20 protein-coding genes are annotated in these 24,120 nt (G+C 40.6%); 8 read left to right on the plus strand and 12 right to left on the minus strand.

The genetic code is table 11. The features are described from left to right. Nucleotides 1-3: 3 nt before the first annotated feature. The 4 genes from ID165_RS07260 (at nt 4) to ID165_RS07275 (ending at nt 5,813) form a co-directional block, all read left to right on the plus strand. The gene (locus ID165_RS07260) at nt 4-399 is read left to right on the plus strand and encodes a response regulator (RefSeq protein ID WP_192349695.1); all 396 of its coding nucleotides are present in this window, start codon (nt 4-6) and stop codon (nt 397-399) included. Beyond that, nucleotides 392-1,804 carry a sigma-54 dependent transcriptional regulator gene (locus ID165_RS07265; protein ID WP_192349696.1) on the plus strand — a complete coding sequence of 471 codons (1,413 nt, stop codon included), beginning with the start codon at nt 392-394 and terminating at the stop codon, nt 1,802-1,804. Before ID165_RS07260 ends, ID165_RS07265 begins: the two co-directional genes overlap by 8 nt. Nucleotides 1,805-2,018: 214 nt before the next feature. Then, nucleotides 2,019-4,442, plus strand: coding sequence for a TonB-dependent receptor plug domain-containing protein (locus ID165_RS07270; protein ID WP_192349697.1), 2,424 nt, complete (start codon nt 2,019-2,021; stop codon nt 4,440-4,442). A 36-nt stretch (nt 4,443-4,478) separates the two neighbouring features. Next, nucleotides 4,479-5,813 (plus strand): hypothetical protein, encoded by a 1,335-nt coding sequence (locus ID165_RS07275; protein ID WP_192349698.1) that lies wholly within the window; start codon nt 4,479-4,481, stop codon nt 5,811-5,813. A gap of 363 nt (nt 5,814-6,176) precedes the next feature. Here the strand turns inward: ID165_RS07275 and ID165_RS07280 are convergent, their stop codons facing one another. Together ID165_RS07280 and ID165_RS07285 are read right to left on the minus strand one after the other, a co-directional pair. Beyond that, the gene (locus ID165_RS07280) at nt 6,177-7,091 is read right to left on the minus strand and encodes an SMP-30/gluconolactonase/LRE family protein (RefSeq protein WP_192349699.1); all 915 of its coding nucleotides are present in this window, start codon (nt 7,089-7,091) and stop codon (nt 6,177-6,179) included. Between the two features lie 9 nt (nt 7,092-7,100). Continuing rightward, nucleotides 7,101-7,976, minus strand: coding sequence for a hypothetical protein (locus tag ID165_RS07285; protein WP_192349700.1), 876 nt, complete (start codon nt 7,974-7,976; stop codon nt 7,101-7,103). A gap of 284 nt (nt 7,977-8,260) precedes the next feature. Between ID165_RS07285 and ID165_RS07290 the strand changes: the two genes are divergently transcribed. Then, nucleotides 8,261-8,566 (plus strand): DUF2752 domain-containing protein, encoded by a 306-nt coding sequence (locus ID165_RS07290; RefSeq protein ID WP_192349701.1) that lies wholly within the window; start codon nt 8,261-8,263, stop codon nt 8,564-8,566. Next, nucleotides 8,559-8,939 (plus strand): TM2 domain-containing protein, encoded by a 381-nt coding sequence (locus ID165_RS07295; RefSeq protein ID WP_192349702.1) that lies wholly within the window; start codon nt 8,559-8,561, stop codon nt 8,937-8,939. The genes ID165_RS07290 and ID165_RS07295 overlap by 8 nt, the downstream gene beginning before the upstream one ends. Nucleotides 8,940-9,247: 308 nt before the next feature. Here ID165_RS07295 and ID165_RS07300 read toward each other — a convergent pair whose 3' ends face one another. The 5 genes from ID165_RS07300 to ID165_RS07320 form a co-directional block, all read right to left on the minus strand. Further along, entirely contained in the window at nt 9,248-11,506 is a 2,259-nt protein-coding gene (locus ID165_RS07300) for a lipopolysaccharide assembly protein LapB (protein ID WP_225587023.1), read from the minus strand. Then, complete coding sequence (locus ID165_RS07305) at nt 11,503-12,162, minus strand: DUF1266 domain-containing protein (RefSeq protein ID WP_192349704.1); 660 nt, start codon at nt 12,160-12,162, stop codon at nt 11,503-11,505. The genes ID165_RS07300 and ID165_RS07305 overlap by 4 nt, the downstream gene beginning before the upstream one ends. An 89-nt stretch (nt 12,163-12,251) precedes the next feature. Beyond that, a complete protein-coding gene (locus ID165_RS07310) occupies nt 12,252-16,178 on the minus strand; it encodes a hypothetical protein (RefSeq protein ID WP_192349705.1) in 3,927 nt (1,308 codons plus the stop codon). 1 nt (nt 16,179) lies between these two features. After that, nucleotides 16,180-16,761, minus strand: a complete 582-nt coding sequence (locus ID165_RS07315; protein ID WP_192349706.1) for a hypothetical protein — start codon at nt 16,759-16,761, stop codon at nt 16,180-16,182. Between the two features lie 115 nt (nt 16,762-16,876). Continuing rightward, entirely contained in the window at nt 16,877-17,146 is a 270-nt protein-coding gene (locus tag ID165_RS07320; protein ID WP_192349707.1) for a hypothetical protein, read from the minus strand. A gap of 206 nt (nt 17,147-17,352) precedes the next feature. On the opposite strand from ID165_RS07320, the gene ID165_RS07325 reads away from it, so the two are divergent. Further along, nucleotides 17,353-18,045 (plus strand): hypothetical protein, encoded by a 693-nt coding sequence (locus ID165_RS07325; RefSeq protein ID WP_192349708.1) that lies wholly within the window; start codon nt 17,353-17,355, stop codon nt 18,043-18,045. Then, on the plus strand, nt 18,042-18,506 hold the full coding sequence (gene tssD / locus ID165_RS07330; RefSeq protein ID WP_192349709.1) for a type VI secretion system tube protein TssD: 465 nt from the start codon (nt 18,042-18,044) through the stop codon (nt 18,504-18,506). Before ID165_RS07325 ends, tssD begins: the two co-directional genes overlap by 4 nt. A gap of 191 nt (nt 18,507-18,697) precedes the next feature. Here tssD and ID165_RS07335 read toward each other — a convergent pair whose 3' ends face one another. From ID165_RS07335 to ID165_RS07355, 5 genes are all read right to left on the minus strand, one after another. Then, nucleotides 18,698-19,558 carry a class I SAM-dependent methyltransferase gene (locus ID165_RS07335; RefSeq protein ID WP_192349710.1) on the minus strand — a complete coding sequence of 287 codons (861 nt, stop codon included), beginning with the start codon at nt 19,556-19,558 and terminating at the stop codon, nt 18,698-18,700. A gap of 226 nt (nt 19,559-19,784) precedes the next feature. Then, entirely contained in the window at nt 19,785-20,345 is a 561-nt protein-coding gene (locus tag ID165_RS07340; RefSeq protein WP_192349711.1) for a DUF3347 domain-containing protein, read from the minus strand. Nucleotides 20,346-20,357: 12 nt separating this feature from the next. After that, on the minus strand, nt 20,358-21,053 hold the full coding sequence (locus ID165_RS07345; RefSeq protein WP_192349712.1) for a PepSY domain-containing protein: 696 nt from the start codon (nt 21,051-21,053) through the stop codon (nt 20,358-20,360). Between the two features lie 28 nt (nt 21,054-21,081). Continuing rightward, nucleotides 21,082-22,866 (minus strand): efflux RND transporter periplasmic adaptor subunit, encoded by a 1,785-nt coding sequence (locus ID165_RS07350; RefSeq protein WP_192349713.1) that lies wholly within the window; start codon nt 22,864-22,866, stop codon nt 21,082-21,084. A 24-nt stretch (nt 22,867-22,890) separates the two neighbouring features. Continuing rightward, on the minus strand, nt 22,891-24,120 hold the full coding sequence (locus ID165_RS07355; protein WP_192349714.1) for a TolC family protein: 1,230 nt from the start codon (nt 24,118-24,120) through the stop codon (nt 22,891-22,893).

Here is a 24,120-nt window from a genome sequence, read left to right on the forward strand (position 1 = left end):
GTGATGAAGAATAAACTAATTCTAGTAATAGACGATGAACCGGAAATCAGGACGCTTTTAACCCGATTTTTGGCTAGAAAAGGATTTTCTGTAGAGGCTGCAGGCACACTTGAAGAAGGAAGAAGATTGTTTGATCAATTAAACCCCGAATTGATCTTTTTGGACGTAAATCTTCCGGATGGAAGTGGTCTAGATGAGCTCAGATATATCAATTCCGGCAAATTCCAATACAAAGTAATCATGATGAGTGCTTTTGATCACAGTGAAGTAAAACTGGAAGCAATCCAATATGGAGCATTAGACTTCCTTAGCAAACCATTCAATATAGCGCGTCTGGATCAGGTTGTTCAGAGCCAATTATACAATACAAATAATAACACCAAGGAAAACCATGGCTAAGATTCTCGTAATTGATGATAATATTGACATATGTCAACTTCTAGAGCGGTTTCTCACGAAGAAAGGCTATGATGTCCAAACTACGATTTCAGGAAAGAATGGTCTGGATATGGTTAAGAAAACTTTTTTTGACCTGATTTTTTGTGATTTCAAATTGCGCGATATGGAAGGTAGGGATGTGCTGATGAAGGTCAGAGAGATTTCTCCCGGTACGCAAGTGGCTATAATTACCGGGTATGCCGATGTGAAAATTGCGGTAGAAGTGATCAAGAATGGTGCATTTGACTATGTAACCAAACCCTTGATCCCTGATGAAATTATAAACCTAATCGAACGTGCTCTAGCTGCTTCTAAAGTAAGTAAGTCGAACACCCAGACCTTTACTAAAGCTACCGAGCTGAAGAAAGAATCTGAGTCAAAAACTCATAAATCTGATTCGAAGTTTTTGAAAGGTACTGGAGCGGAATCCAAAAAATTATATAAAGAGGTTGCTTTGGTTGCACCTACCAGTCTTAGCGTGGTCATTTATGGAGAAAGTGGAGCAGGTAAGGAGAATATAGCACGTACTATTCATGATCAAAGCGAGCGGGCAGGTAAGCCTTTTATCGCTGTAGACTGTGGAGCACTCACCAAAGAGCTAGCGGGCAGCGAACTGTGGGGACATGAAAAAGGATCATTCACGGGAGCATTGACTGAAAAGCCCGGACAATTTGAATTGGCTGACGGAGGGACGATTTTTTTGGATGAAATAGCAAACCTTTCATATGAGACACAAGTGGGCTTACTTCGGTTAGTCCAAGAGAGAAAGTTAAGAAGAATAGGGGGAACGAAAGATAAATCTATTGACGTACGTATTTTGGTGGCTTCCAATGAAGACTTGAGAAAGGCTGTCTCAGAAGGTAAGTTTAGAGAGGATTTATACTTTAGATTTAATGAATTTAGTATTACGGTGCCACCTTTGCGAAATAGGAAGGCAGATATTGAGGCTTTTGCTTACCATTTTTTGGAGCTTTCCAATGAAGAACTGAATAAGAAAGTCTTTGGCTTCGATGAGCAAGTGATGGATGTATTAAAAGAATACCCATGGCCGGGTAATTTACGGGAAATGCTTAATGTAATCCGTAGGGCTACACTTTTGACGGATGGTGGCAAAATGTCTGTTTCGGCCCTTCCTCCGGAGATTGTTTATTCTCAGAAGTTCAATTTCTCAGATTTGGATTCGGATAGAACTGAAAATAAAGCCCATAAAATGCCATTGAATCTCAAGGATGCTGCTGCTGAAGCGGAAGCGGAGGTGCTGAAAAAGGTGTTGGAGGAAGTGAAATACAACAGGACTCAAGCGGCTAAGCAATTGGGCATAGACCGTAAAACACTCTTCAATAAAATGAAGCAGTACGATTTGTAGAGATAAGCTTTGCCTTAACTAGCGAAAAATACTTTAAACAGTTAATCCATGAATTCTATTTTAAAGAATTAACGGATTAACTGTTTGATTTAAAGTCGTATATGATTTATTTCTGATGATAGAATAGTTGAGTTGTTAACTTTTTTATACTTCTTATTTAGATTAATTATAATTAAAGTATACTTTTGCTGCCGTATTCACTCACGGGCGGCACATGAAAACAAGTTTTACCTTATTGATTTTTAAGTTCAGTTTACTGGTTTCTGTTTATAGTTATGCCCAAACCGGAAAGGTATCAGGGATGCTGACTTTTGAGGATGGTGAACCGGTAGCTTATGCCTCTGTATTCATCCAATCACTCAAAAAGCATGCGCTATCTGATGAAAGAGGCAGATATGAACTTGCTGATATTCCTTTTGGTCCACATCAGGTGGAAGTGAGCAGCATTGAGATTCAGAAGCATGGTTTTAATATTAGCTTAGACAGACCTAGCTTAGAAATTAAGACTGTTTTAAAACGTGCCGATCTCAATGAGTTGGCTGAAGTACTGGTAGTAGGAGAATCTCATAAAAATGAGATAGAAACCACCGGTTTTGCCGTTAACGTCATAGAAACCTTAAAAGCATCTGTACAATCTTTGCAAACCAATGATCTGCTCAATAGGTCAGTAGGGGTAAGAGTTCGTCAGAATGGAGGTTTGGGGTCTGCTGTCTCTTATAATCTCAACGGGATGTCGGGAAATTCTGTCCGTATTTTCATCGATGGGGTTCCCATCTCTACTTACGGCCCTTCTTTTAGTCTGAACAGTATTCCACCAGCCCTGATAGAACGTATAGAAGTCTATAAAGGCGTAATTCCCGCACATTTGGCAGACGATGCGCTTGGAGGGGCTATCAATGTTATCCTGAAAAAAGGAGCGATAAACAACCTGACAGCTTCTATTTCATACGGTTCTTTTAATACGCAGCAGGCAAATTTGAGTGGTTCCTACCGAAACTCCAACACCGGGTTTACTGCAAAAGCTTCTGCTTTCTACAATTACTCCGACAACGACTATGAAGTATGGGGCAAGTTTGTAAGAAATATTCTTGCCAATGGAAGATATGAATATGTAAGAGCAAGGCGCTTCAATGATGCTTACCGATCTGTGGGAGCAAATATCCAAGTCGGATTTACCGATGTGAAATGGACGGATCAGTTTTATCTAGGGTATAACGTGTCTGATGATTACAACGAGATCCAGCACGGTACCTACATGACCATTCCTTACAAAGGCCGATTTACCGAGTCACAGGCAAATGTACTTAGCCTGAATTATATCAAAAGTGATTTTCTCACCAAAGGATTGGAATTGACTTTTAATGGGATGATCAGCGACCGTAAGCAAGTAGTGAACGATACTGTGAGATGGAATTACAATTGGTTTGGGGAGCAAAGCATCGGACTGAATGGTGGCCCTATACTAAGACCCTCAGGTGCGCAGCAGGGAGCTCCTACGATTAATCATATCAATAGAAATGTAGCCACATTCAGAGGCGGTTTTAATTATGCTTTTTCCGAAAAACACCGCGTGGTCTTTAGTCACATGTATTATACAATCGACAGGACGCAGCGTGATGAAAGGAGACCTGCAGCGGAGCGAGAATTTATTGGCACAAGAGATTTATACAAAAACGTTTCTGCGTTGGCCTATGAAGCTTCTCTTTTCGACTCAAAGTTCAAAACCAATCTATTTGGTAAATACTACCAACAGAAAATTGACCGAATGGATCCACGGCTGGTCACAGAAAATGGCGAAAGAGTAAAGATTGAAGACAGGGTCTCAAGTAACCGAAACACTACTGGATATGGTCTGGCAACTTCTTATTCCCTAAAAGGCAATGTAACAGTTTTACTCTCTGGGGAGAAAGCCGTAAGAATGGCTTCGGAAAATGAAATTTTCGGCAGCCCGGGAGAAAATATCATTGAAAACTTGGGAATCAGGCCTGAAATCAGCAACAATCTTAATATAGGATTGAGAAGCGGCCCTTATAGTCTTAACGCTGACCATAAAATTTCTCTTTATGCCTCAGGATTTTTGAGAGATACAAAAGATAAAATTGTAAGGAGAATCAATCCCAGATTGAACGATGCTGTACAGACAGATCCATTTGAAAATTTGGGAAAAACTAAATCCATCGGATTTGAAGGGGAGGTTAACTATTCCTTTAAAAATAATTTAAGTATTCTCGTCAATTTCTCCAAGTTCAATTCGGTGTTCAATATGAGATACGACAATAATGGAAATGAATACACTTACTATAATCAGCAATTGCCAAATGAACCTTTTTTCACTATCAATTCCACAGTACAGTATGGACTTAAGGATATGCTGCAAGAACGAGCTAGCCTAAACCTATATTACAGTTTTGGCTTTGTTGATAGGTTCTACACAACTTGGTTGGAAATTGAAGACTTCAGAACTCCTCGCCAATTTATTCAGGATATCGGAATGAATTACGTTTTTCCAAGTGAAAAATTGGTACTAAGTGCTGACGTGCGAAATATTTTCGACAAGCAGGCGTATGACAATTTTGCCGTACAAAAACCCGGAAGAGGGTTTTACCTGAAAATCAATTACACCATTAATAAATTTTAAATCAACCTATATATTTATATTAACCATAAGTAAATTATGAAAAAGCAATTATTAAACTTTTTGACACTTGGGGCTTTGCTGGGCATCGTTGCCCTTAGCAGCTGCAGTGACGATAACGAAGGAAATCCTACAAATCCGCCGGCAGAGCAAGAAGATCGATGGATCACTGTGGCAGGAGCACTTATGGGTGAAAACCCCGGTGATGGCAATGGTGGTACTAAGGTATACTCTGTATCCATAGAGGAAGCTAAAAATCCAGAGACGCAGATTAGTGCTTACTCTGATGGATTTGGTGTAAAATCCAATAGAACAGCCCGTCTACAGTCTTCAGAAGATGGTTCTACACTTTTCAATATTGCCTATACTGGTGACAATGGAGGAGAGTTCTCCAGATATGCAGTGAATGGAAGAGGAGGATTCACACAGTCTGACGTGTCTGTTAATATCTCACAATATGCAGGTACATCTCCCCGCTGGTTGAAGCTATTTGATGGAGATAAAACGGGTGTTGCTTTGAATATAGCCAATATTCAGGCTAATAATGCTCCGGATACAGGTAATGAAAGTGATCCATTTGCATACTATAGAGGAACTGCTACTATTTTGGCATTGGATCTTCAAGAATCCCTGATTAGAAACTACGTCCAGTACCCAATCCCACTTTCTGAAGAGGAGGAAGCTGCAGGTCATACCATTTTCAGATTGGATGGGTCTGTGTTAAATGCTGCAGGTAATAAGTTAATCATTGGAACTTGGATGCGTAAGTACAATGTGGAAACAGGTCAGACAGAAGGAGCTTACGAAAGATTGGGAACCAAGTCAGTGGTTGTTGACTATCCTTCGTTGGAGAATCCTACTGTGATTAATTCCTCAGTAGGCCACGGGGATAATAGCGGTTACAGAAGTCACTTCAGTTACTTGGGTGATGATGACAACATCTATCAGGCCACGGAGAGAGATCCAAACGGTTCTCATATCTTGAGAATCAACCAGAACAATGAATATGACAATTCATATGTTTTTAGTTTGAATGATGCGCTTGGGCTTACAGGTGTGACTATTGAAGCTTGGAAATATGCTCAGGGAGGAAAAGCTTTTGCATTGATTTCGCATGATGGAGCCGAAAATGGATTTGTAGTTTGGATGGATCTGAATTCAAGAACGGCTTCTATTGTAGATTTGCCATATGATCCTGACTTGGAATTTAACCAATACCAAGGCTTTGTGGCTGATGGAGCAGACGTTTATATTACTGTTACTCCGGTAGGTAAAAATGGAAATATCTATATTCTGGACAGCAATACAGGTGAGGCAACAAAAGGAGCAACGCTTTTAAATGAACCGGGAAATCACTACATCGGTATTTTCTAAATTCATCCCTACTTTTTAAGAGGAAAAGGGTATAGGTAGCCAAAAAAATTATAATCCCGGAGAAGAAGCATTGTTACTGCTTTTTCTCCGGGATTTTTTTAAACAGTGGAGGCATGGAGGTTTTCACAAAGGGTTTTTGGCATGTGAGTGGAGACACTCACATGGGCGAGGAGGTGATATATGTCATTAGCCGCAAAGTGTGAAGAAAGCAAATGGAAATAGTTGAAAGTTTGCCGCCGTGAATGGTGCCATTCACGGTATTTTGCCGGTCATAATGACACTGTTTGTCAATCTGGGCTTATCCTCCGGCACATTAGGGAAAGATTAATCTCCTAAGTACGTAGCTGAGACGGATTTTGCTTCTTACCAAACTCCTCTGGTTTTCATCTGTAGAGTATATACTGCATCAGAGGCCGTGATAAACAGTGTCTTTCTGTCCAGTGATCCAAAGACCACATTTGCAGTCCATTTGGCAGGAACAGGGATATGGGCAATTTGCTCTCCTTTCCGGTCAAACACTGTTACTCCATCCCCCGTAAGATACACATTTCCACGCTCATCTATCGTCATTCCATCGGATCCCATTTCACAGAAAAGCGTTTTGTTAATTAGGTAGCCATCATCCCGTATTTCGTATTTGTAGGTTTTCTGCGCACCTATATCAGATACAAAAAGCAACTTGCTGTCTGGCGAACCCACTATTCCGTTCGGTTTTACAAGATCGTCAGCAACTTTAAAGAGCTCTGTCTTGTCTGCTGACAAGAAGTAGACATCCTGTCCTTGTTGCTCAGACTCTTCACTTCGTCCTTCCCAATAAGGTCTGGGATAAAGGGGATCTGTAAAGTAGATACCTCCTCTTGGACGTACCCAAAGGTCATTTGGACCATTCAGTTTTTTGCCTTTGAAAGCCGTAATCCATACGTCAGAATTACCATCGGTATCAAAAGCCCAAAGTTCATTTTCATTATCCGCACAAGCTACCAAAGTACCGTCAAGTAGAAAGTACATGCCGTTGGATCTTCCTGCGTCTTCTGTGAAAATGCTTACTTCATTGGACAATGCATTCCACTTATGGATTCGGTTGTTAGGCTGATCGGTAAAAAAAACATCGCCAAAACGATTGACGGCAGGGCCCTCAGTAAACGCAAAGCCATCCTGGACTTTGACCAGTTCTGCATTTTTGGCAACGATACCTTTTTTGTCTTCAATTTCTTGGGAAAAAGACTGGGCTCCGAGAAGAAGCGCAGCCATAAAAAGGGTTGATTTAATAGGGTTCATAGTTTTTTGTTATTTTCTGTCAATTGCGACCACTAGTACATCCAGGTCTTCACTATAGGCCATCCGGGTGATGTTTTCATGCGTTTCGGAAGTGATTTTACCCAGAGATCTCCATTCAGTATTCTTATATTTTCTTATTAAAATCTCGTTTCCGGATGCCATCATAAGATGTTTTTTGTCCAGCCAAATGAAATCCTGCGCATCTAAAACGCCCTCACGATATACTTCTCTAGTTCCTTTTTCAATATCATAGCTCTTAATAATGCCGGGCTGCCCGGCAGAAGAGGGGGAAAGGTACGTGATTTCTGATGTTTTTGGCCGTTTGTTTATAGATCGGGCTATCCCTGAATCAATTTCTATCAGGTCATTTCTTCCCCTTGCATAGATTAGTTTATTCGGTTCGCCCAAAACAAACATCGCAGCTTTGTTGTCATACCAGTCGTAATAACCGACCGGTTCTAGGTCATCATAGAGTAGCTCAGCCGGCTCAAAACTGGTAGGGTAGAGCCAAATCCGCTGTTTTTTGTCTTCCTCCATTACCACCGCAGCTATATACATCCCGCAGTCCGTGATACTCGGAGAAAACTCACTTCGGTCTGGAGTCTTTGAAAGATTGGTGAATTTATCAGATCTGAAATTGTAAACTATGATATCATGATTGCCATTTTCATCAGCAGCAGAGAACACCAATTGATGGTCATTGATAAAACTTGGCTGATTATCATATTCAGGTCTGTCAGTCAGCTTGCGGGCAGTTTCTGTCAGCAGTTTCAAATTCCCCCCTTTTCCGTCCGTATTGATCACCCAAAGGTCTGTCTGACCATAAAGTGGGAAAATGCCGGCGAAACATAGAATGTAGCAACAAATGGGGAAGAAGTATTTCATTTTTTACTCAAAATTGAATCGGCAAAATACGAAATAGGTTTGTCAGGAGAAATCCTAGCGGTAATAATATCCGGTCTAATAAATCAGTTAGGTGTATATTTCCTTTTCCCGGCAGAATAGAATTGGGAAGCCGATATCATTGAACGTAGATGCAGTGATAATTTCATGTTCATTATCGGACATAGTGCTGTTCATTTACTTTGCATAAAAAATGCATAACATTCGAAATTCGCCGTTTTAAGCTATGTTTGGGGAATGGCACCTTTTTCGTAATTAAACAGAACATGAAGGTAATCACCCATTGGATATCAAACTTGCCGCTGGAGCTGATCTTTTGGATCGGAAGCTTGGTAGCAATCTTTTTCCTTGACCCTCATGGTGACAGTCACTTAAGTCTCTGTCCACTGAGCCAAATAGGAATTGATTGGTGTCCCGGTTGTGGACTGGGAAGGTCAATGAGTCTACTCGCGAGAGGGGAATTTCAGGCATCCTGGGATATGCATCCGCTGGCTGTGCTTGCGTATACGGTGATTATTTCTAGAATCTGGCAACTTATTAGAAACTTAAAAACAACACACAATTATGGCTAATGTATTAAGACATCTTCCCGAGTTGGAAGGAATGGAACTGGGCTACATCCAGGGTTTGATGAAAAATATGGATGAGGACCAAGCTTCTCTTTTCGCACAGGTTTACCGGGCTAGAAGAAAGGATTCCCAGATGATTTTGATCCTTACTTTGCTCGGTTTCTTTGGATTTGCAGGACTTCACCGCTTTATTCTGGGACAGATAGGACTGGGTATTCTGTATATTTTGACTATTGGACTTTGCTTTATCGGTACCATAGTTGACTTGGTCAATTACAAGAGTTTGGCTTATGAATACAATATCAAAGTAGCTCACGAAACCATGAATATGCTAAATGCAAGCTATCCGGGTGATGTGACAAGTACGACTACCTGAGTTTAAACTTTAGGAATGAAAGAGCCGGAAGAAATTCCGGTTTTTTGTTTTTCCACCTGTTATATCGGTTAACCCGGACTTTGCATTAGATTGCGTGAGAAAGGGTTTAATTCAATAAAATAATAACACGGTAACTGATTTTGAAGTAATTAAGCCACGTATAGTAATACTTGTGCACAGTGGCGTAGAATTGCTAATGCATATTTCGGGTTTAATGACGCTCAGTTTTTTTGGATCACTTTTAATTTAAAGAACTGGATTTTTCCTGCGAAAATCCCATTGGGGAAGTGGATAGTTTATATGTTCAATTAGAATGCGTGAGCCACGGCCGCTTGAAGTTCTGTTTTGATCCGTTTATAGTCCAGTTTTTCTTCGTCTGTCACCTTATAATCCCAGGTTTGCAGAATGTCCAACATCAAGTAATATTCAGTCTTTTTGCCTTCAGATGCTGCTGCGATATCCTTCAGCATAATCATTAAATTCTCCTCCAATGACTCTAGTCTTCCTAGATTCATCCCAATATATCTTTTGGCTTTTTCGAATTGTCCGAGTTTGAAGTGGGCTATTCCCAAGGTATTTGACCAAATCTTGACAAGATCCTTTCCTGAAAACAATTTTGGGTAGGTATAAAGTAGGCGATCATATTCCCGAATGACTTGTTCATTTTGCTCTGTCATAAAAATGGCATAGGCATAAATCGCATCATAATGGTCTTCAAACAGTGCAGGGCTGACTGACTTTAGCTTTTTATAGATCCGGATGCAATCATCAAAAGAAGATTCAAGATAAGCTTTGTGAAGCACTTCTTTATAGTAAGACTCAGCAAACACCCCTCCATCAGCAGCCAATTCATAGCTTTTTGAAGCCTCCATATTATTTTTCAACAAGGAATACACCATGCCATTGTGAAAGTGCTTATATGCATCGGTAGGATCTGCTATCAGTGAGTTTTCACTCGCAGGTTCCATTGTGACGTCAAACCCTTTCCCAAAATCATGCGCAAACAGCATTTCTAGATAACTCAAATAGGGACGTGACAAGGATTCTTTCTTGTGTAGCGAAACCAATAATTCAACAGCCTTGGAAGCTTCCTTGTTTTGATAGTAATTCTCAGCGAGCATTAGGGAGAATTTTCTATGATTCTCCGATCCATCTTGGAAATAAGGGAGTATTGACTGGAGAGTTCTGATGACTTCATCAAGAGATTTCGTATCCAAATAAATCAAAAGTAGGGAATGTAATGCTTGCAGGCGGTCTTCTGTTGTGACAAGCTGTCTGACACAGCTATTCAAAGTCATTGCTGCCTTTTCTTTTTCCCCAAGCTGTTCATACGCTAAGCCTAATATGTAATTGCCTTGGGCACTGGGCTGGCTGGACTTTCTGATATTTTCCAAAACCCCAACTGTTTTTTGGAAATCATGTGTTCTAAAAAAATGTAAGGCTTTAGCTTCTTCAAGCTGAAGAGGGTTTCCTCCATTTAGTTTACTTTTTGAAAAGCAGTGGAAAACGGCTTCATGGTTTTGTGCTTCACTCTGGATTTCAGCTTTCAACAACCATAGCCGAGGTTCTTTGGGGAAAGTTTTCAGCAAGTCATCAAGGATGGCATTGGCCTCGCCCATACTTTTTGTTTTTACCAATGCTGAAGCCCTCAATATCCCCGCGCTCAGAGTAAAAGCTTGATGCACTACAGCTTGAAGATCCAAAGGCGCAACTTTATCCATTGACTTTACATGGGTCTGCCCAAATTCCCATTCAAATGAGCTTAGCACCTTCAATGCTCTTTTTGGATTCCCTGAATGAATATACATTTTGGCAAGAATCAATGCACTTTCTTGGTTGATGGATTTTTGCTTCGTCTGAATCTCCCATATCTTCACTGCCTGTTCCGTCCGATTTTGCTGCAGATTACAAATCGCCCAAAAATCCGATACTTCATAGTCGGATAACCAAGCATGGCTTTCCATCTCTGTGATCAATTTCGATAGCTTATCCGGTTGGTGAGTTTGTTTGTACAACGGAAGCAATTCAAAAAACACTGCTTCACTCTCTTCCTCTGAGAACAAACTCTCAAGCTCCTGAATGCGGTTATACCTGCATTTTTGTAATTTTAAAATCGTCAACGTATCATCAGGGATGCTGAGAAGTGCTTTTTGATAATAGCTTATGGCGTTGGTATAATCTTGATTTTGCAAATAAAAATCCCCAAGGCATTTAGTCAATCCAACATGATCAGGGGCGTATTGCAAACCCTGATCGATCAGCTCAAGGGACACTTCACAAGCTTCGCTTATCAAAAATAGGAAATCATCGCCCTCTAAGGCATCACGTGTCAATAATCTATCAAACTGAATCCTGGAGCTATCCAAAAGTTCTTGACCTTTGCATCGCTTTCCTATCCACTTCAGCCATGCGCGGGACAAAAGAATCTCATGGCTTGCCTCTTGCTCTTGGACATGGTTTTCCGCATCTTCCAAAGCATGCCTCATTGCTCCAAAATTTGATTTTTCAAAAGCTTTATAAGCCAAAGCGATATAGTTATTGAACATGGTTTTGCTATTGATTTTCAAAATTTAAATGGATGCACTAGTGTTCCTTCCTGTTGCATCATTCTGTGCCAAGCAGCATAAAGGTTGTTGGAAGGCAATATTTCCATTGAATCCAGTTGCAGGGTAGGGGTAGTGTAATGGTTGCCCAAGATGACATTGTCGTTGTATTCCTGCCAATCCGAAAATTGAGATACTGCAATGGGAAGGATGTGAAGCACTCTCCTGGTCAGCTCCTTGTCTGAGATCAGCCCACAGGTAAAAGAGAGCCTGCTGAGCAAGACATATAAACTGATGTCATAACCTCTGATGCCTACCTTTCTCAGCTTCACCCTATTGATCCATACGACCTGTGCACTTTTGCCGGCAAATGAGTCCTCAAGTCCATTTAGATAAGTCATGAAATCAGCCTCCGAAAAAGTATCGAAAATGCGAAGTTGATTCATGAACGAGTTATTTGGTCCGCTGTCGTTCAAGATTTCATGCAGGATTTTTATGGTGCTTTGTTCATGAAAGATCCCTTTGCTGTTCAAAAAACGCATCAAATGGTTGAGAACCCCCCGATCAGGATTTTCAAACCCCGACAATGAAAGTTCGCTTTGTCCCCCAAGCGCATTGAGCATCAATGCTGAAAGATTAAGTCCTTGATTCAGTCTCTTTTCTATCGTTTCCTGATTCATGTGTTTATGTTTTTCTTTGAATGGGCCAACCTGATTAGTCGGTGCAGGCCTTGGAATCCTGCATCTGCCTGCCTCAGGCAGACTCGCTTTTATGTATTGGAAGTTTGGTTTTGGCGAAGCTGTTCGACTATTCCCTTGAGCAAATCCGAATGAGGGGAGGAATAATTTCCAGCTTCCAACATCGCCTGGATTGCCATTTCATATTGGAATGAAAAGATTGAACCTTGCAGGTATTGCTGGAAGATGATTGCCCCCAACTGACCATATGTAGAATATGGCCCGTCAGGCGCACATACAGGATCCAGGAGCATTTCATATAATTTCTGATAAAGTTTCAGCCCTAAAGCCATGTCTTTGCCAATAAATGCCATAATCTCGGCTTGCTTCATGATCAGGACCGATAGGAAAATAGGATTGTTGGACTTGTCTTTTTTGTAATAAGGCAAGTGGTTGATCAGGGAATTTAAATTTTCGGAAGTAGCGGTAAAGGATACCATGAAAGAACTGATTTGCTGCACATCAAAGTGCATTTCTTCAATATCTTCTCCTGTAGAATCAGCCTCATCATCAGAATTCCATTCAGGTTCTGTGATATTTTCAACCTTCTCTACTTCCGTATAATCGGATTGTCCTGATCTTTCTATCCAGTTATTGATTTTTTCACCTATTGATCCATTGAAGACACCGTCTTCCAAAGTAGCGTTCAATTGGTCAACAAAGGGTTCGCTTATACTCTCATGCGGTAAACTGTCCAGTAAATCAAGCAGGTGTAATTCAAGCTTTTTCCGCATTCTGCCGATCAGAGTACTATTGTCATCGAAGAGATCAGAAGGAAAAATCAATAAATTGAATATCGTTTGGGCATACTCAATCGTCTTTGCTTGATTCAAAGACATGGCATCAAAGAGTAAGGATTTTCTTTCCTCCAGCAATTCAAATATCCAATACAAAGGTTTTTTATTTCCCAAAAAGGCTGTTTCCACATAGTAGTAGAAGGCAGGACAGGCTTTTTCGGGATTTTCATCCAAATACTGCGTCATCATTTTCTTTGAACTGTCATACAGCAATTCCTGTATGCTGTAGTGGATCCCCTGAAATTCCATCAAGGCACTCAGTAGGCTGTTTTTATCTTGGATATATGAACCAAAAGAGATCAACACCTTAACCACATAGCTGGCCCAATTATCCAATGTTTGGGGCTTGTTAGCCGTATGTCTTACCACTTGGATCAATACATTGACAAACAATTCCAACTGCTTGGCGTCTATTTTCGACTTAACATTGTATTCAAGTAGGTAATCATACAAGGCATGGATCAAAAACCTATTAGTCTTTATTTCAAGGCCATTTCTGAAATTCACTATCGCATGGGAGATGGTATTTTCCATGCCCTGCATGACTTCTTCGATGATATAGCGTCCACTTAATTGAAAAAGCTGCCCATCCTTCAGAACTTTTGGGAATTCCTTATCGCCATGGCTTGCCGGCAGTGCATCAAACCTATCATTTACAAAAGTCTGAATGTCTTTGTCTTGGTTGTTTGGAGCACCATACTTAATCCAAAAACCTATCATGCAGGCTGGAATTCTTTTAGCTTCGCTGAAATTGAAAAATTGCTTCGCATACTTTTCAAAGTTTGGGCTATACAGATTTATGCCATTCTCGGAGCTGAGCCAATCATAAAATCGAATTAGACATTTTTCAGGTTGGTCGTATTCAAAAATACTTGGACGGAGAGAATAGAGCGCAACTTCTCCCATTCCCCATGTTACATGTCCCAGCGCTTCGATCAATGGATAATTTCCCGCACTATCCTGGATATCCATAATGACAGGACTATTGGAAAAGAAAGCCTCTTTCTGATATGCGATCAATTCGATAGCCCAATCCAAATTCTCGGATAGCAGGTCAGCAAGTGCCGCAGGATTGCTATTTATCCAATTCATCAGCAAGTCAACCGATCCAGAACCCATTTGGCTTATCCCACAAGAAAACTCCTGGTAAGTATGGATAAATTTTTTCCAGCTCCTATCGAAGAAATCCTCAATTAACCTATCTCCAAGAACAAAATTCTTTGGCTTTTTAGACCCTTCTATGTAATAAACCGAGTTTGTAGCAAAGAACCCATTGGCAATAGCGGTATATGCAAACCATTCGGACATGGTGCCGGTGCTATTGTCAAAAATTTTCCCCAGCCAATAGTTGGCAGCAGTGTAAGACAAAGCATTTTCGGCTTTGAAAAGGATGCCGAAAAAATCAACCATCTTATTGCGCTTTATATCATCTTTAGCTACAATCTGATAGATATGGATATCTAAAAAATCGAAAATTTTGGAAATAATGTCTGGTTGGGGATGGTGGCCAGCCTCGACAAACTCCCCCAAAGAGACCATTCTGTCAAATCCGGAGATGTAGTCTGAGAAACAGGACAAATCATTGAATACGGCAGTGTAAAGTCTTGAATAATTCAGTTCCTCCTGCGGTGAATAGGATAAAATGATTTCAGTAAGTTCATTCCTGCCCAATTTTGCTCCATAATCCAGAAGGGTTTCCAATTCATCTTGTGTGAAAGCCCCATATTGAAGTGCAAACAATAACAGGCGGGTATATAAGGGAATATCATTTTCATCCTTAGCCACATCATTTGAAAACTTCCCATAATCCACCAACCGCTGGATAAACAAAGATGACAAAATCTTGTAGTCCGACTCGTAATTGGCATCAAATGGTTTCTTGCTTTCCATTTGTGCAAACTCCATCTCTTTTTGAGCCTCCCATTCACGAATCTTCTCTTTTGAGATACCTGTAAGGACAGATTTTGAAAACTTATTATTCCATTTTTTGATCAATTCACCCTTGTCAAAGTTCCATACCTGCAAATCATAGTTATGTTCTGAAACATCTATTTTCTGCTTCTTCTCGATTACCTTGAGCTGAAAATCATTTAATACTGCATCATTTGCTACAGTTTCCAATTCCGGTCTATGTCTATCAAGCAACCACTCAAAAGCATAGCCACCATAATCAGAATCAATTTTGGCAATTTTAGAAACCTTGTCTAGGTCGTTATACAGCAATGCCACAGAAAGTTGCAATGCTACATCAGGATGATCTGAAGCCTCTTTTGCTAGATACTCATACTTCTTAAATTCAGGCCAATGTGTATTTCTGGTATTGGTCAATAAGTTTGTAAGTGCTACTGCCGCATAAGGTTGCAAATAGGAGGTTTCCATTGCCTGTTCTAGCAAGGGCACCAACATCTCCAGAATGGTTTTTCCTGGCTCTAAGAAATGGTTGTCCGGATCCAAAAACAGATCCCATCTGAAATTATGGAAAAAACAATTTGGATGGGACAACACCAATGCGAATTCTTGGGGATGGCATGATTTGTTCCAAATGGAATATTCTATGATTATTCCGACAAAAAATTGTGAGCTATAATAGTTTCCATAAGGAGGCATCCTTCTCAAATCGGCAACCAAAGAAAGCTCTGCACCGGATCTGGATGGGTGGTCTGCCGTCATCATTAGCTTGTCAGGAGATTTATCCAAGAATTTACCTTCATACTCTTGGAATTTATCAATCTGACTTTGGCTAAACGGGATTTTCTCAAGCAACTCTTCTTCTACCCTGCTATACTTTGACCTACCTTTTATCAATAAAAGATCTTCAAGATGCTCTAATTCCTGAACGGTTTTTTCAATCAGTGCATAATGCTGATTATATTGTTGTTGGTACTGGTTTAATTTGGTCTCATCCAGTGCCCTGAGTTTTGCGGGAAGCTCTAGTTGATCTACGCCCAGACTTTTTAGAATTCTAGCCGGTCCAAAAAACTTATCATCGTGGACTTCGCTACCACAGTGTTTACAAAACTTTGCATGGGGAGTCAACTGTACACACCAGGTACAGCGTACTTCTTTTCTAACCACTCCACCACATGATATACAAGCATCACCTGCCTGCCAATCATGTGGTTGTTTGCATTGACACTGCTCGCAATAAATTGCTAATGCCATTTTATCTTGATTTCCTTATTTTAGCCCACATATTCTCTTTTTCCTGAGCAGTGAGTGACTTGATCATGTTGACAATACTGTTTTTGGATTCTCCTTCCCGCTTGAGCAATAAGGCTATTTCATAATCTGAAGAGGTCACAAATTCAGAACCACATGAACGGCAGAATTTTCCGGGGCCTGTAGAAAGACACCAATGACAGTTGAGTACCGGTTCAGCTTGATTGCCACAAGAAAGACATAAGTCACCTGTCTTATAATCCTTTGGCTGGCGCGTTCCACAATGCACACATTTTACCACATCCGAACTTTCGACAATAATGGGAGTGGAGGCTTCCTGAGAGGAAGGGATTGAATGATGGGGTGTCTGAACATTGAGAGATCTTCCCAAAGCCCATTCCATCACTTTTTGACAGACTTCAATATCCAAAGAAAGAATTTCACTCAAAGTGCCTGCATCGCTGACAATCTCAAAATCTTCCCTGCTGTAGATACCAACTTCTTCCAATTTCTCCAACTGTTCTTCGCTCAATCCCTTTGCCTTAAGAATATTGGCGACCAGTTTATTGATTTTTTTCTCTTCCATGGTCTTCTAAGTATTTGATTCAAACAAAACTACCGACAGTATATTGTTAACTTTTAACCGATGGCCGTGAATTGTGGATATACCGGAATACCGTGATAAACTCAGTAGAGGGAAGTCATTGTGACTTTCCCAAACAGAAAAGAAATAGGAGGTAAACGGCCATTATTGCTGCAGGAAGCAGGGCAATCCAATAGCCTGAAGCAGGATAATTTTGTTTGAAAAACAGATACGCTAAACAGGCCGCAATCGCTCCTGATACGGGTATTAAGTAGATTCCTGAATTAACAACCCACTCCTGCCAGCTCTTCATTGCAACAGTATTGGCGCTGGCAATAAAAATATACATCAACCAAGCATAAGTAGCCATCAAAACAGCTGCGATCATCGCCAGAATTGTGTGCCCAAAAGTCATTTGATTTTAGTAAAGGTCTAACCTAACTTCTTCTATATGGCTAGGAAAGGTCAAATTTAAGTGAGAAGAGCTAAGTGTATATACCTGCTGACCATGAATTCAGGATATACCGGAATCCAGTGAACTTATGGCATTATTTGCTGGGCATCTTTGTGAAGTAAAATAAAAAAATATATAAGATGCAATACAGCGATTTATTAAACTTACCTATTTTATCTCTTGACACGGTTTTCAAAAAACTGATGGAGAGCGTAAGTGAAGGTTCCAAAGAACGTTTAGAGTTGCCTCTGATTACCATTTACAATCATGCAGGCAATAGTTTCTCCGGTCATTTGGTACAATATAATGCAAGTGAAGGTCTGCTTATTTTGGCTGAAATTGCAGATGCGGAAGTAAGCTTGCAATACATCAGCACTTCAGGAATCCAAAACCTTCAGGTTCATGGATCTTCCAGATATCTGTGGACTCTTTCGGACGGAAACGTGGCTTCCTTTCTGGAAGAAAATCAGGCGCCAAGCAATCTGGAGCTGAAGGCTCTGGTGCAGAAAAAGGCCGAACTTATATCCCAAGAAGTCAAAAGCTCTATTCAACTAATTCTAGATCACGATCAAGAACATAGTGCATTGACCAGATACCAATTCAAGATGATCATAGAGCTCCTGTCTGATACTATTGTGGAAGTATGCAAAGACCCGATGGGCTTGGAGGCACTTTCTGAAAGTGTAAGCTCGATTCAACTTGGTATTGCCAAAGAATCAGAAAGTGTAGTGTTAGAAGGGGAGAAGCTATCGGTTTTAATTCCATTCAAAAATCCCAACAAACCGGACATCAATCTAAATAAATTGCAAACTAAAATCGAATCCTTATTATGAAAACAATCAAAATGATTGCCTGTCTCATTTTTGTATTGGCGGCACAATCTACTTGGGCGCAGCAAGAAATCAACATGAAAATCATGTTGCACTTACAGGATGAAAAAGGCAACAATAAACTGGAATATGAGCTGAACCATTTCAACTACTATTTCACAACTTCAGCCGCCACGCCCGACAGTATCAAAGCTGAAAATGAGGTGATCATTTCTGCGAGTCTTTTCAGTTTAGCTGATGACAGATTTCTTGCTTGGGTAGCGCAAAGTCCCGCTATTCTAGATGGGGAGATTACCGTAACGGATTTGGAAAAAAGATCAGTCATCAAAAAGCTAGCTTTCAAAAAAGCGCAAATTCAAAACATCGATGAAAGCTATATGAAAGGAGTAAACTATCGCAACAGCACCAATTTTGTGTTTAAGGTAAGAGGACTTTCCATTGATAAGCAGGTATTGATAGAATAATCAATCCAAAAACAGTATGAAAAGTTGAAGAAAAAAGAGCACTCTCAAATAATGCTCTTTTTTTATGCAATTATAAGGTGAACTAAAAAGAGGATTTATCCTTCATTTTGTGCTTTGCCATACATACTTACGGTAGCAGGGAGGCTTTCTATCAGATAAGAGGGGGACTGTCATCATTTCGGGTAATCATATTAATTAATTTTGGAAGCAAGATATATCCAGCTGGTGGTATCAGAGGTCACGAGTTTTTCACCAATAATATCAAATCCAATTTTGGATAAATAGTAATGGTATGGATGGCAAAAGCTGAATTCACTGCCGTAAAGCTTGGAGTGTTTTTCTTCTTTGATATTGAATCCCGGTTCGATAGGCTCGTAAAGTATAAATACCGTGTTTTTCAAGACAGATAATTCCTTTAGAAGAAATAGCAATTCTTGTTCCGTCAAATACTCCAGCACGCCTCCAAATGTCAGGTAGATTTTATTTGGACCTTTTATGGAATCTAGGTCTTTTGACAAATCACCTGACTGAAATCTTAGGTTCTTGTTAGCGGCGTATGTAATCTTATTTATCTCAATTTGAGCGGTATTGATGTCCACTCCCAGAAAACTTTTAATCTCCTTGAATGTCTCTGATATTCTGTTGACAATAAGTCCTTCACCGCAGCCTAATTCGATGAATTCTTCATAGGCATTTTTCTTAGTTTGGCTGGAAATAGTAGTGTAAAGAGGCTCTTTTAATTGTTCAAACATACCTCGAAGACGATTTGAGGTGAAATCGTAGTAGCCTTGATTGTCATTTGAGGTCCAAATTTTTTTATGAAGCTCAGCTAATTCATCAAGGAGTTTTTTGTCCTTTAATTCAATGAAAATTGATGTGAGGGCAGCACGTTCAAACTTGTTTTTGGGTATTTTCCCATTCATCAATTCCTCTTTTATCTCCGGTGAGGCGAGTAAGGCTGCTTTTCCAATTGAATTTTTGAGGAATTTTTTAACCGGGTTTGTGGGAATATAAAAAGGAAATTCCCAAGTTGACTTTTCATCTGGATTCATAATTTTTTTATAAAAAATGCATTGTTCTTAAAACTATACATTGAGTGTTTAGCTTTTTTTTAGATATATAATGCATTAAAGTTACTATGAATATGATGATTTGCAATTATAGGAAAGACCGTCAATGGTAATGGGAGAGCTCGGTTCAAATTGTAATTAGACGGCGGGAGTTTTTCCTAAATACCACTAACGGCCTACTCTGACAGACTTAATGCGCTGTGAAGGATTAGATTTTCTCAGTTACAGAACCACATTTCATCATTTTATCCCCGAAATATGGGTTTTTGATTTCTTCCGACAGGCTGATCCAATTTGCTCCTTTATTGTCATTTGCCATCGGGCAATGTTGCAGAAATAAATTTCCCGTTGCAAGCTCACTGTTTTTGGCCAATGTTATCATTTGATCTGAAAGACTGATAAATGATTCTCTCTGAATCTTAGGATCAATACTTTCTGCAATTTTCTGTACGTCTTCCCTGATCGAATTGTACTTTGCTTCAGTCAGAAGAGTCTCCAGTTTTTTCGCCTCAACACTTACTTTTTCACCATCAGTTTGTACCAAGGCATCTTTCAATGCCAAGTATGCATTGAAGATCCGGGTGGTTGATTCCTCTTTGAATGTGATTGTTGAGGTTGTTGCGGCGATTTTCTCGTCTGGTTTAGCTTCGTGTATTTCATGAGTTTCCGAATCATTCATTTGTGAGTGATTTTCATCGGATTTACCTGAACAGGCAACAGAAAGGGCTATCAACAGAGAAAAGGCAACAGATGTTCTTAGGTTTTTCATAGTGAAATGTGTTTATTTTTTTGGTTTTTTATTTTTCGGTCTAGTCATAAAGAATAAGGTAAAGCCTGAACCTACGGCTGCCAATCCTGCCAGGGAAAATATTCGTAGCAAAAGGTTGTTGAAATTGTCCCTGCCGGCATAATCCATAGTGTGAAACATCCAGAGAAAGTCAAACCAACGCCAAGATCTGTGTCTGACTTTGGTGAACTGTCCACTCCTGGCATCTACATAAGCCACAAGATTTTCAGGATGATCAAAATGTACAGCCCAAGCCGGTAGGCTAGTTCCACGGTATTCATGGTGTGCCCCTGTCTTGGTTAAGTATTCCATTTTCTTAATTTGGAGATCGTCTTTGATATAGATCCGGGATATTTCTCTTGCTTCTGCCTCTGAAATTCCGGGATGGAGTTCTCCTGTTTGAGCGTCAAATAATTTGCTTTGATTTACCCAATAGTAAGGTTTGTGGTTGACAAACCTAAGCTCAAGGGTTGATATCATGAGGGTAGTGTCCAGTCTGTTTATATCGATTAGTTCAGTTGCATTTTCATGCATCATATGTTCCGTCCGGAAATGATCCCCGTGGATTTCATCAATATCTGTCCAGCTAAAATAGAGTCCGGAAATGGTCCAGAAGAGGAATTGAATTCCAATAAACACTCCCAAAAATCTATGGATCCTGCGTGTGTAATATTGATTGTTTTTGCGCATCTGTACTTGATTGTTAAGTCTATAAATTTCAAGGAATTGTTTTGGTGACCTCGCCGCATGTAAGCATAGCCTCACCAAAGTAGGGGTTAACTACTTTTTTCTCCAAACTCAACCAATCTGCACCTCTGTTGCTGTCTGCCATGGGACAATGCTGGACATAGATTTTGGTGGATAATGGCTTAAAGTTCTCTGCTAATCCAAGCATCTCATCGGATAGGGAACCAAATGATTTTCGGATTTCTTCTAATTTTTTTTGGGAATTGATCTGAGCGAGCGCTGCTTTGATTTTTTTGCTGTATTTCATCCATTCATTGTGTGCATCACCTTTGAACTCAGCCATATTCACTTTTTCCAAGGAAACCAACATTTCATTTGCGTTAGATCTTGATCGGGTTAGGTCATCTTTGGTCAGGGCATTTTTCAGTTTGAAATAAGTATCAAAAACGGGTTTCAGCTCATCCTTGGCTTTGGCAGAAATCTCTGTATGACCGGCAGAAACCTTGGTGGTTGTTTTTCTTTCAGTGATCTCGCCATGATTATGACCGGTCATCGCAGCCCCACCTTCGGGAGACATCATGCTCGGTTTTCCTGCCAGTTGGGCAGCCGCATCGATACTAAAGGTGCCATTTACGGCAATTTCTTCACCTGGCTCCAATCCTGAGGTAATGAGGTATTCCGTGCCCAATGATGCACCTAGGGTAACTTCCCGAAGTTGAAAAGTCACGGATTGATCAGTTGCGTTTTTCACATACACCACCGAACGGGTTCCCGTCCACATCACAGCCGTTTTTGGTACCACAATGCTATTGTCTTCGCCGGACTGGACTTTGCCGTTCACTTGTCCTGAGACAAACATTTCGGGTTTGAATTTCAAATCAGTGTTGCTTAGCTCCAACCGTGCTTTCACTACTCTGGTCTGAGAATTGATGACGGGATCTATGTAGCTTAGCTTGCCCGTGAGTGTCTCTCCGGGAAATGATTGTACCGTGAATTGTATGTTATCACCTTTTTTGATCCATTGGAGCTCGGATTCATAGATGTCAAAGAGCACCCAAACTTTGCTGAGGTCAGCGATTTGATAGATTGCTTGACCGCGGTTTACATAATCACCCAAACTAACCATTTTTGCGGTGACATATCCGGAGACATTGGCTAGAATAGGGAGTTGCTCAGTCACTTTTCCGGTTGCCAAAATCTGCTCGATCTGCACATCTGTAAGTTTCCAGTTTTTGAGTTTTTCTTTGGCTGCATTGAAAAGTGCCGGTTGGTGGTTTTTTATTTTCTCTGCTTGGAAAAGTTCCTCTTGGGCAGTCGCTAATTCCGGTGAATAAATTTGTCCCAGCATCTGGCCTTTCTTGACGTATTCTCCTGTGAAGTTGATTTTAAGGTCTTCAATCCTTCCGGGAATATGTGCCGACTGGGTATAATTCTGCCGCTCATCTGCTTGGATTTTACCATTCAGCCGGATGGATTTTCCGGCACTGGCATTTCCGACGACCATTGATTGTACTCCTGCCAACTGCATGGCAGTAGGAGACATGGTCACGGCCATAGGATCAGCTTCTGTATTATCGTTTTCCAGTGGAATAAGATCCATCCCGCAGATAGGACAGTCACCCGGCTCGTTTCGGCGAATCTGGGGGTGCATGGAACAGGTGTAGGTGAGAGGAATTCCGGCAATAGATTCTATATGCTCATGTTTATCGACTTCTGTTTTTGGCTCGGAAGTAGGCTTAATCAGCCAACCGATGGCCAGTCCTACCACCAATGGTATGGCTATCAGGACAAATTTATTGCTGAGTACAGTTTTCATGTGTTTATAATTTACTTTTTATTGTCAGTAAGTTTTGGCGGTTATGTAATTGATTTGCGCCAAGGATGTTTTATAAGCTACCAAAGCTTTGAGTTTCATTTTTTTGAATTCTAGCAATTGCTGCTGCACACTCAAAACCTCTTCAAAATCCTTCCCTGAGTTGCTATAGGAATTGTAAAGAAGGTCTAGGTTTTGCTGAGTAGTCACGATTTGTCGCTCATATAGTGAGATCAGATCATCCTGGATTTTCATATCGGAAGAATAGCGGTGATAGGAGCCATAGAGCTTATTGTTTAACTCCTCCTTTTCCAGTTTATAGGACTCCTGCATCAGCTCAGCCTCTTTTTGAGCTCCTTTGTATTTTCCACGGAAAATGGGCAGGCTCATCGTGACCATGGGCATCAATACATTTTTGCCGTTATCAGGTATGACCATATCGGTTCTTTCTCCTACCAGCACATAATCCACACCAGCGCCTAGTTTGGGCATGCCTTGCTTTTGAGCTACCCGCTTGCTGGCTTCACTGGATTGAATTTTTAGATCCATGCTCTCCAAAAGAGGGTTGGACTGAATAGAATCCGGTGAAATTACCCGCTCTTCAGCTATGATTTCTAACTTTTCCGAGATCTCAACAGGGGAATCATGAGGTCGTGAAAGCAGGGAGTTGAGCCATGAATTACTTCCGTCTATTTTAAGCTGCAGCACCTCAAGATTCGTCTTGGCTGCCTGAATCATTATGTCCGCGCGAAGGGCATCAGTGAGAGATCCCTTTCCATTTTCAAATTTCGAAGTGGCAAGGGAAAAGTAGGTTTCCAGGATGCGGAGGTTTTCCTCCTCAATAGCAATTAACTCATGGGTCTCCAGCAGAGGATAATATACAGCAGCCAGCTGGTTGTAAAGTTGGTTTTTTGCATCAAGGAATTCCTGATATTTTACTTCGGCCTGTAAGGAAGCTACGTCTTCTTGTGCTTGTAAAGTACCAAACCAAGGAAACATTTGGGTCAGTGAAAAACGGGCTTTTTGTGGCCCTACACGGGTTTCCACAGGAGAAATAAAATATCCAAAAGATAAGCTTGGGTCTTGCAGTGAGCCTACTTGGGGGATTTTTTCCAATGCTGCTTCAAAAGCCTTGTATTTGGCTTTTAGTCCCGGATTGTTTTCTGCGCCTAGTTGGAAATAGTCGGCTAAGCTTTGCGAAGCTGCTGAATAACTAACTCCCAGAAGCAAAAGAAGGGAAAGTGTGATGATTTTCAT

The sequence above is a fragment of the Algoriphagus sp. Y33 genome, assembly GCF_014838715.1.
Classification (GTDB): Bacteria; Bacteroidota; Bacteroidia; order Cytophagales; family Cyclobacteriaceae; genus Algoriphagus.

Excerpts from the sequence above, each read along its gene's own strand:
- ID165_RS07285 (WP_192349700.1), bottom strand. The coding sequence starts at position 7,976 with ATGAAATACTTCTTCCCCATTTGTTGCTACATTCTATGTTTCGCCGGC.
- ID165_RS07355 (WP_192349714.1), bottom strand. The coding sequence starts at position 24,120 with ATGAAAATCATCACACTTTCCCTTCTTTTGCTTCTGGGAGTTAGTTAT.
- ID165_RS07350 (WP_192349713.1), bottom strand. The coding sequence starts at position 22,866 with ATGAAAACTGTACTCAGCAATAAATTTGTCCTGATAGCCATACCATTG.
- ID165_RS07275 (WP_192349698.1), top strand. The coding sequence starts at position 4,479 with ATGAAAAAGCAATTATTAAACTTTTTGACACTTGGGGCTTTGCTGGGC.
- ID165_RS07345 (WP_192349712.1), bottom strand. The coding sequence starts at position 21,053 with ATGCGCAAAAACAATCAATATTACACACGCAGGATCCATAGATTTTTG.
- ID165_RS07280 (WP_192349699.1), bottom strand. The coding sequence starts at position 7,091 with ATGAACCCTATTAAATCAACCCTTTTTATGGCTGCGCTTCTTCTCGGA.
- ID165_RS07325 (WP_192349708.1), top strand. The coding sequence starts at position 17,353 with ATGCAATACAGCGATTTATTAAACTTACCTATTTTATCTCTTGACACG.
- ID165_RS07265 (WP_192349696.1), top strand. The coding sequence starts at position 392 with ATGGCTAAGATTCTCGTAATTGATGATAATATTGACATATGTCAACTT.
- tssD (WP_192349709.1), top strand. The coding sequence starts at position 18,042 with ATGAAAACAATCAAAATGATTGCCTGTCTCATTTTTGTATTGGCGGCA.
- ID165_RS07310 (WP_192349705.1), bottom strand. The coding sequence starts at position 16,178 with ATGGCATTAGCAATTTATTGCGAGCAGTGTCAATGCAAACAACCACAT.
- ID165_RS07320 (WP_192349707.1), bottom strand. The coding sequence starts at position 17,146 with ATGATCGCAGCTGTTTTGATGGCTACTTATGCTTGGTTGATGTATATT.
- ID165_RS07260 (WP_192349695.1), top strand. The coding sequence starts at position 4 with ATGAAGAATAAACTAATTCTAGTAATAGACGATGAACCGGAAATCAGG.
- ID165_RS07305 (WP_192349704.1), bottom strand. The coding sequence starts at position 12,162 with ATGAATCAGGAAACGATAGAAAAGAGACTGAATCAAGGACTTAATCTT.
- ID165_RS07295 (WP_192349702.1), top strand. The coding sequence starts at position 8,559 with ATGGCTAATGTATTAAGACATCTTCCCGAGTTGGAAGGAATGGAACTG.
- ID165_RS07270 (WP_192349697.1), top strand. The coding sequence starts at position 2,019 with ATGAAAACAAGTTTTACCTTATTGATTTTTAAGTTCAGTTTACTGGTT.
- ID165_RS07315 (WP_192349706.1), bottom strand. The coding sequence starts at position 16,761 with ATGGAAGAGAAAAAAATCAATAAACTGGTCGCCAATATTCTTAAGGCA.
- ID165_RS07335 (WP_192349710.1), bottom strand. The coding sequence starts at position 19,558 with ATGAATCCAGATGAAAAGTCAACTTGGGAATTTCCTTTTTATATTCCC.
- ID165_RS07340 (WP_192349711.1), bottom strand. The coding sequence starts at position 20,345 with ATGAAAAACCTAAGAACATCTGTTGCCTTTTCTCTGTTGATAGCCCTT.
- ID165_RS07290 (WP_192349701.1), top strand. The coding sequence starts at position 8,261 with ATGAAGGTAATCACCCATTGGATATCAAACTTGCCGCTGGAGCTGATC.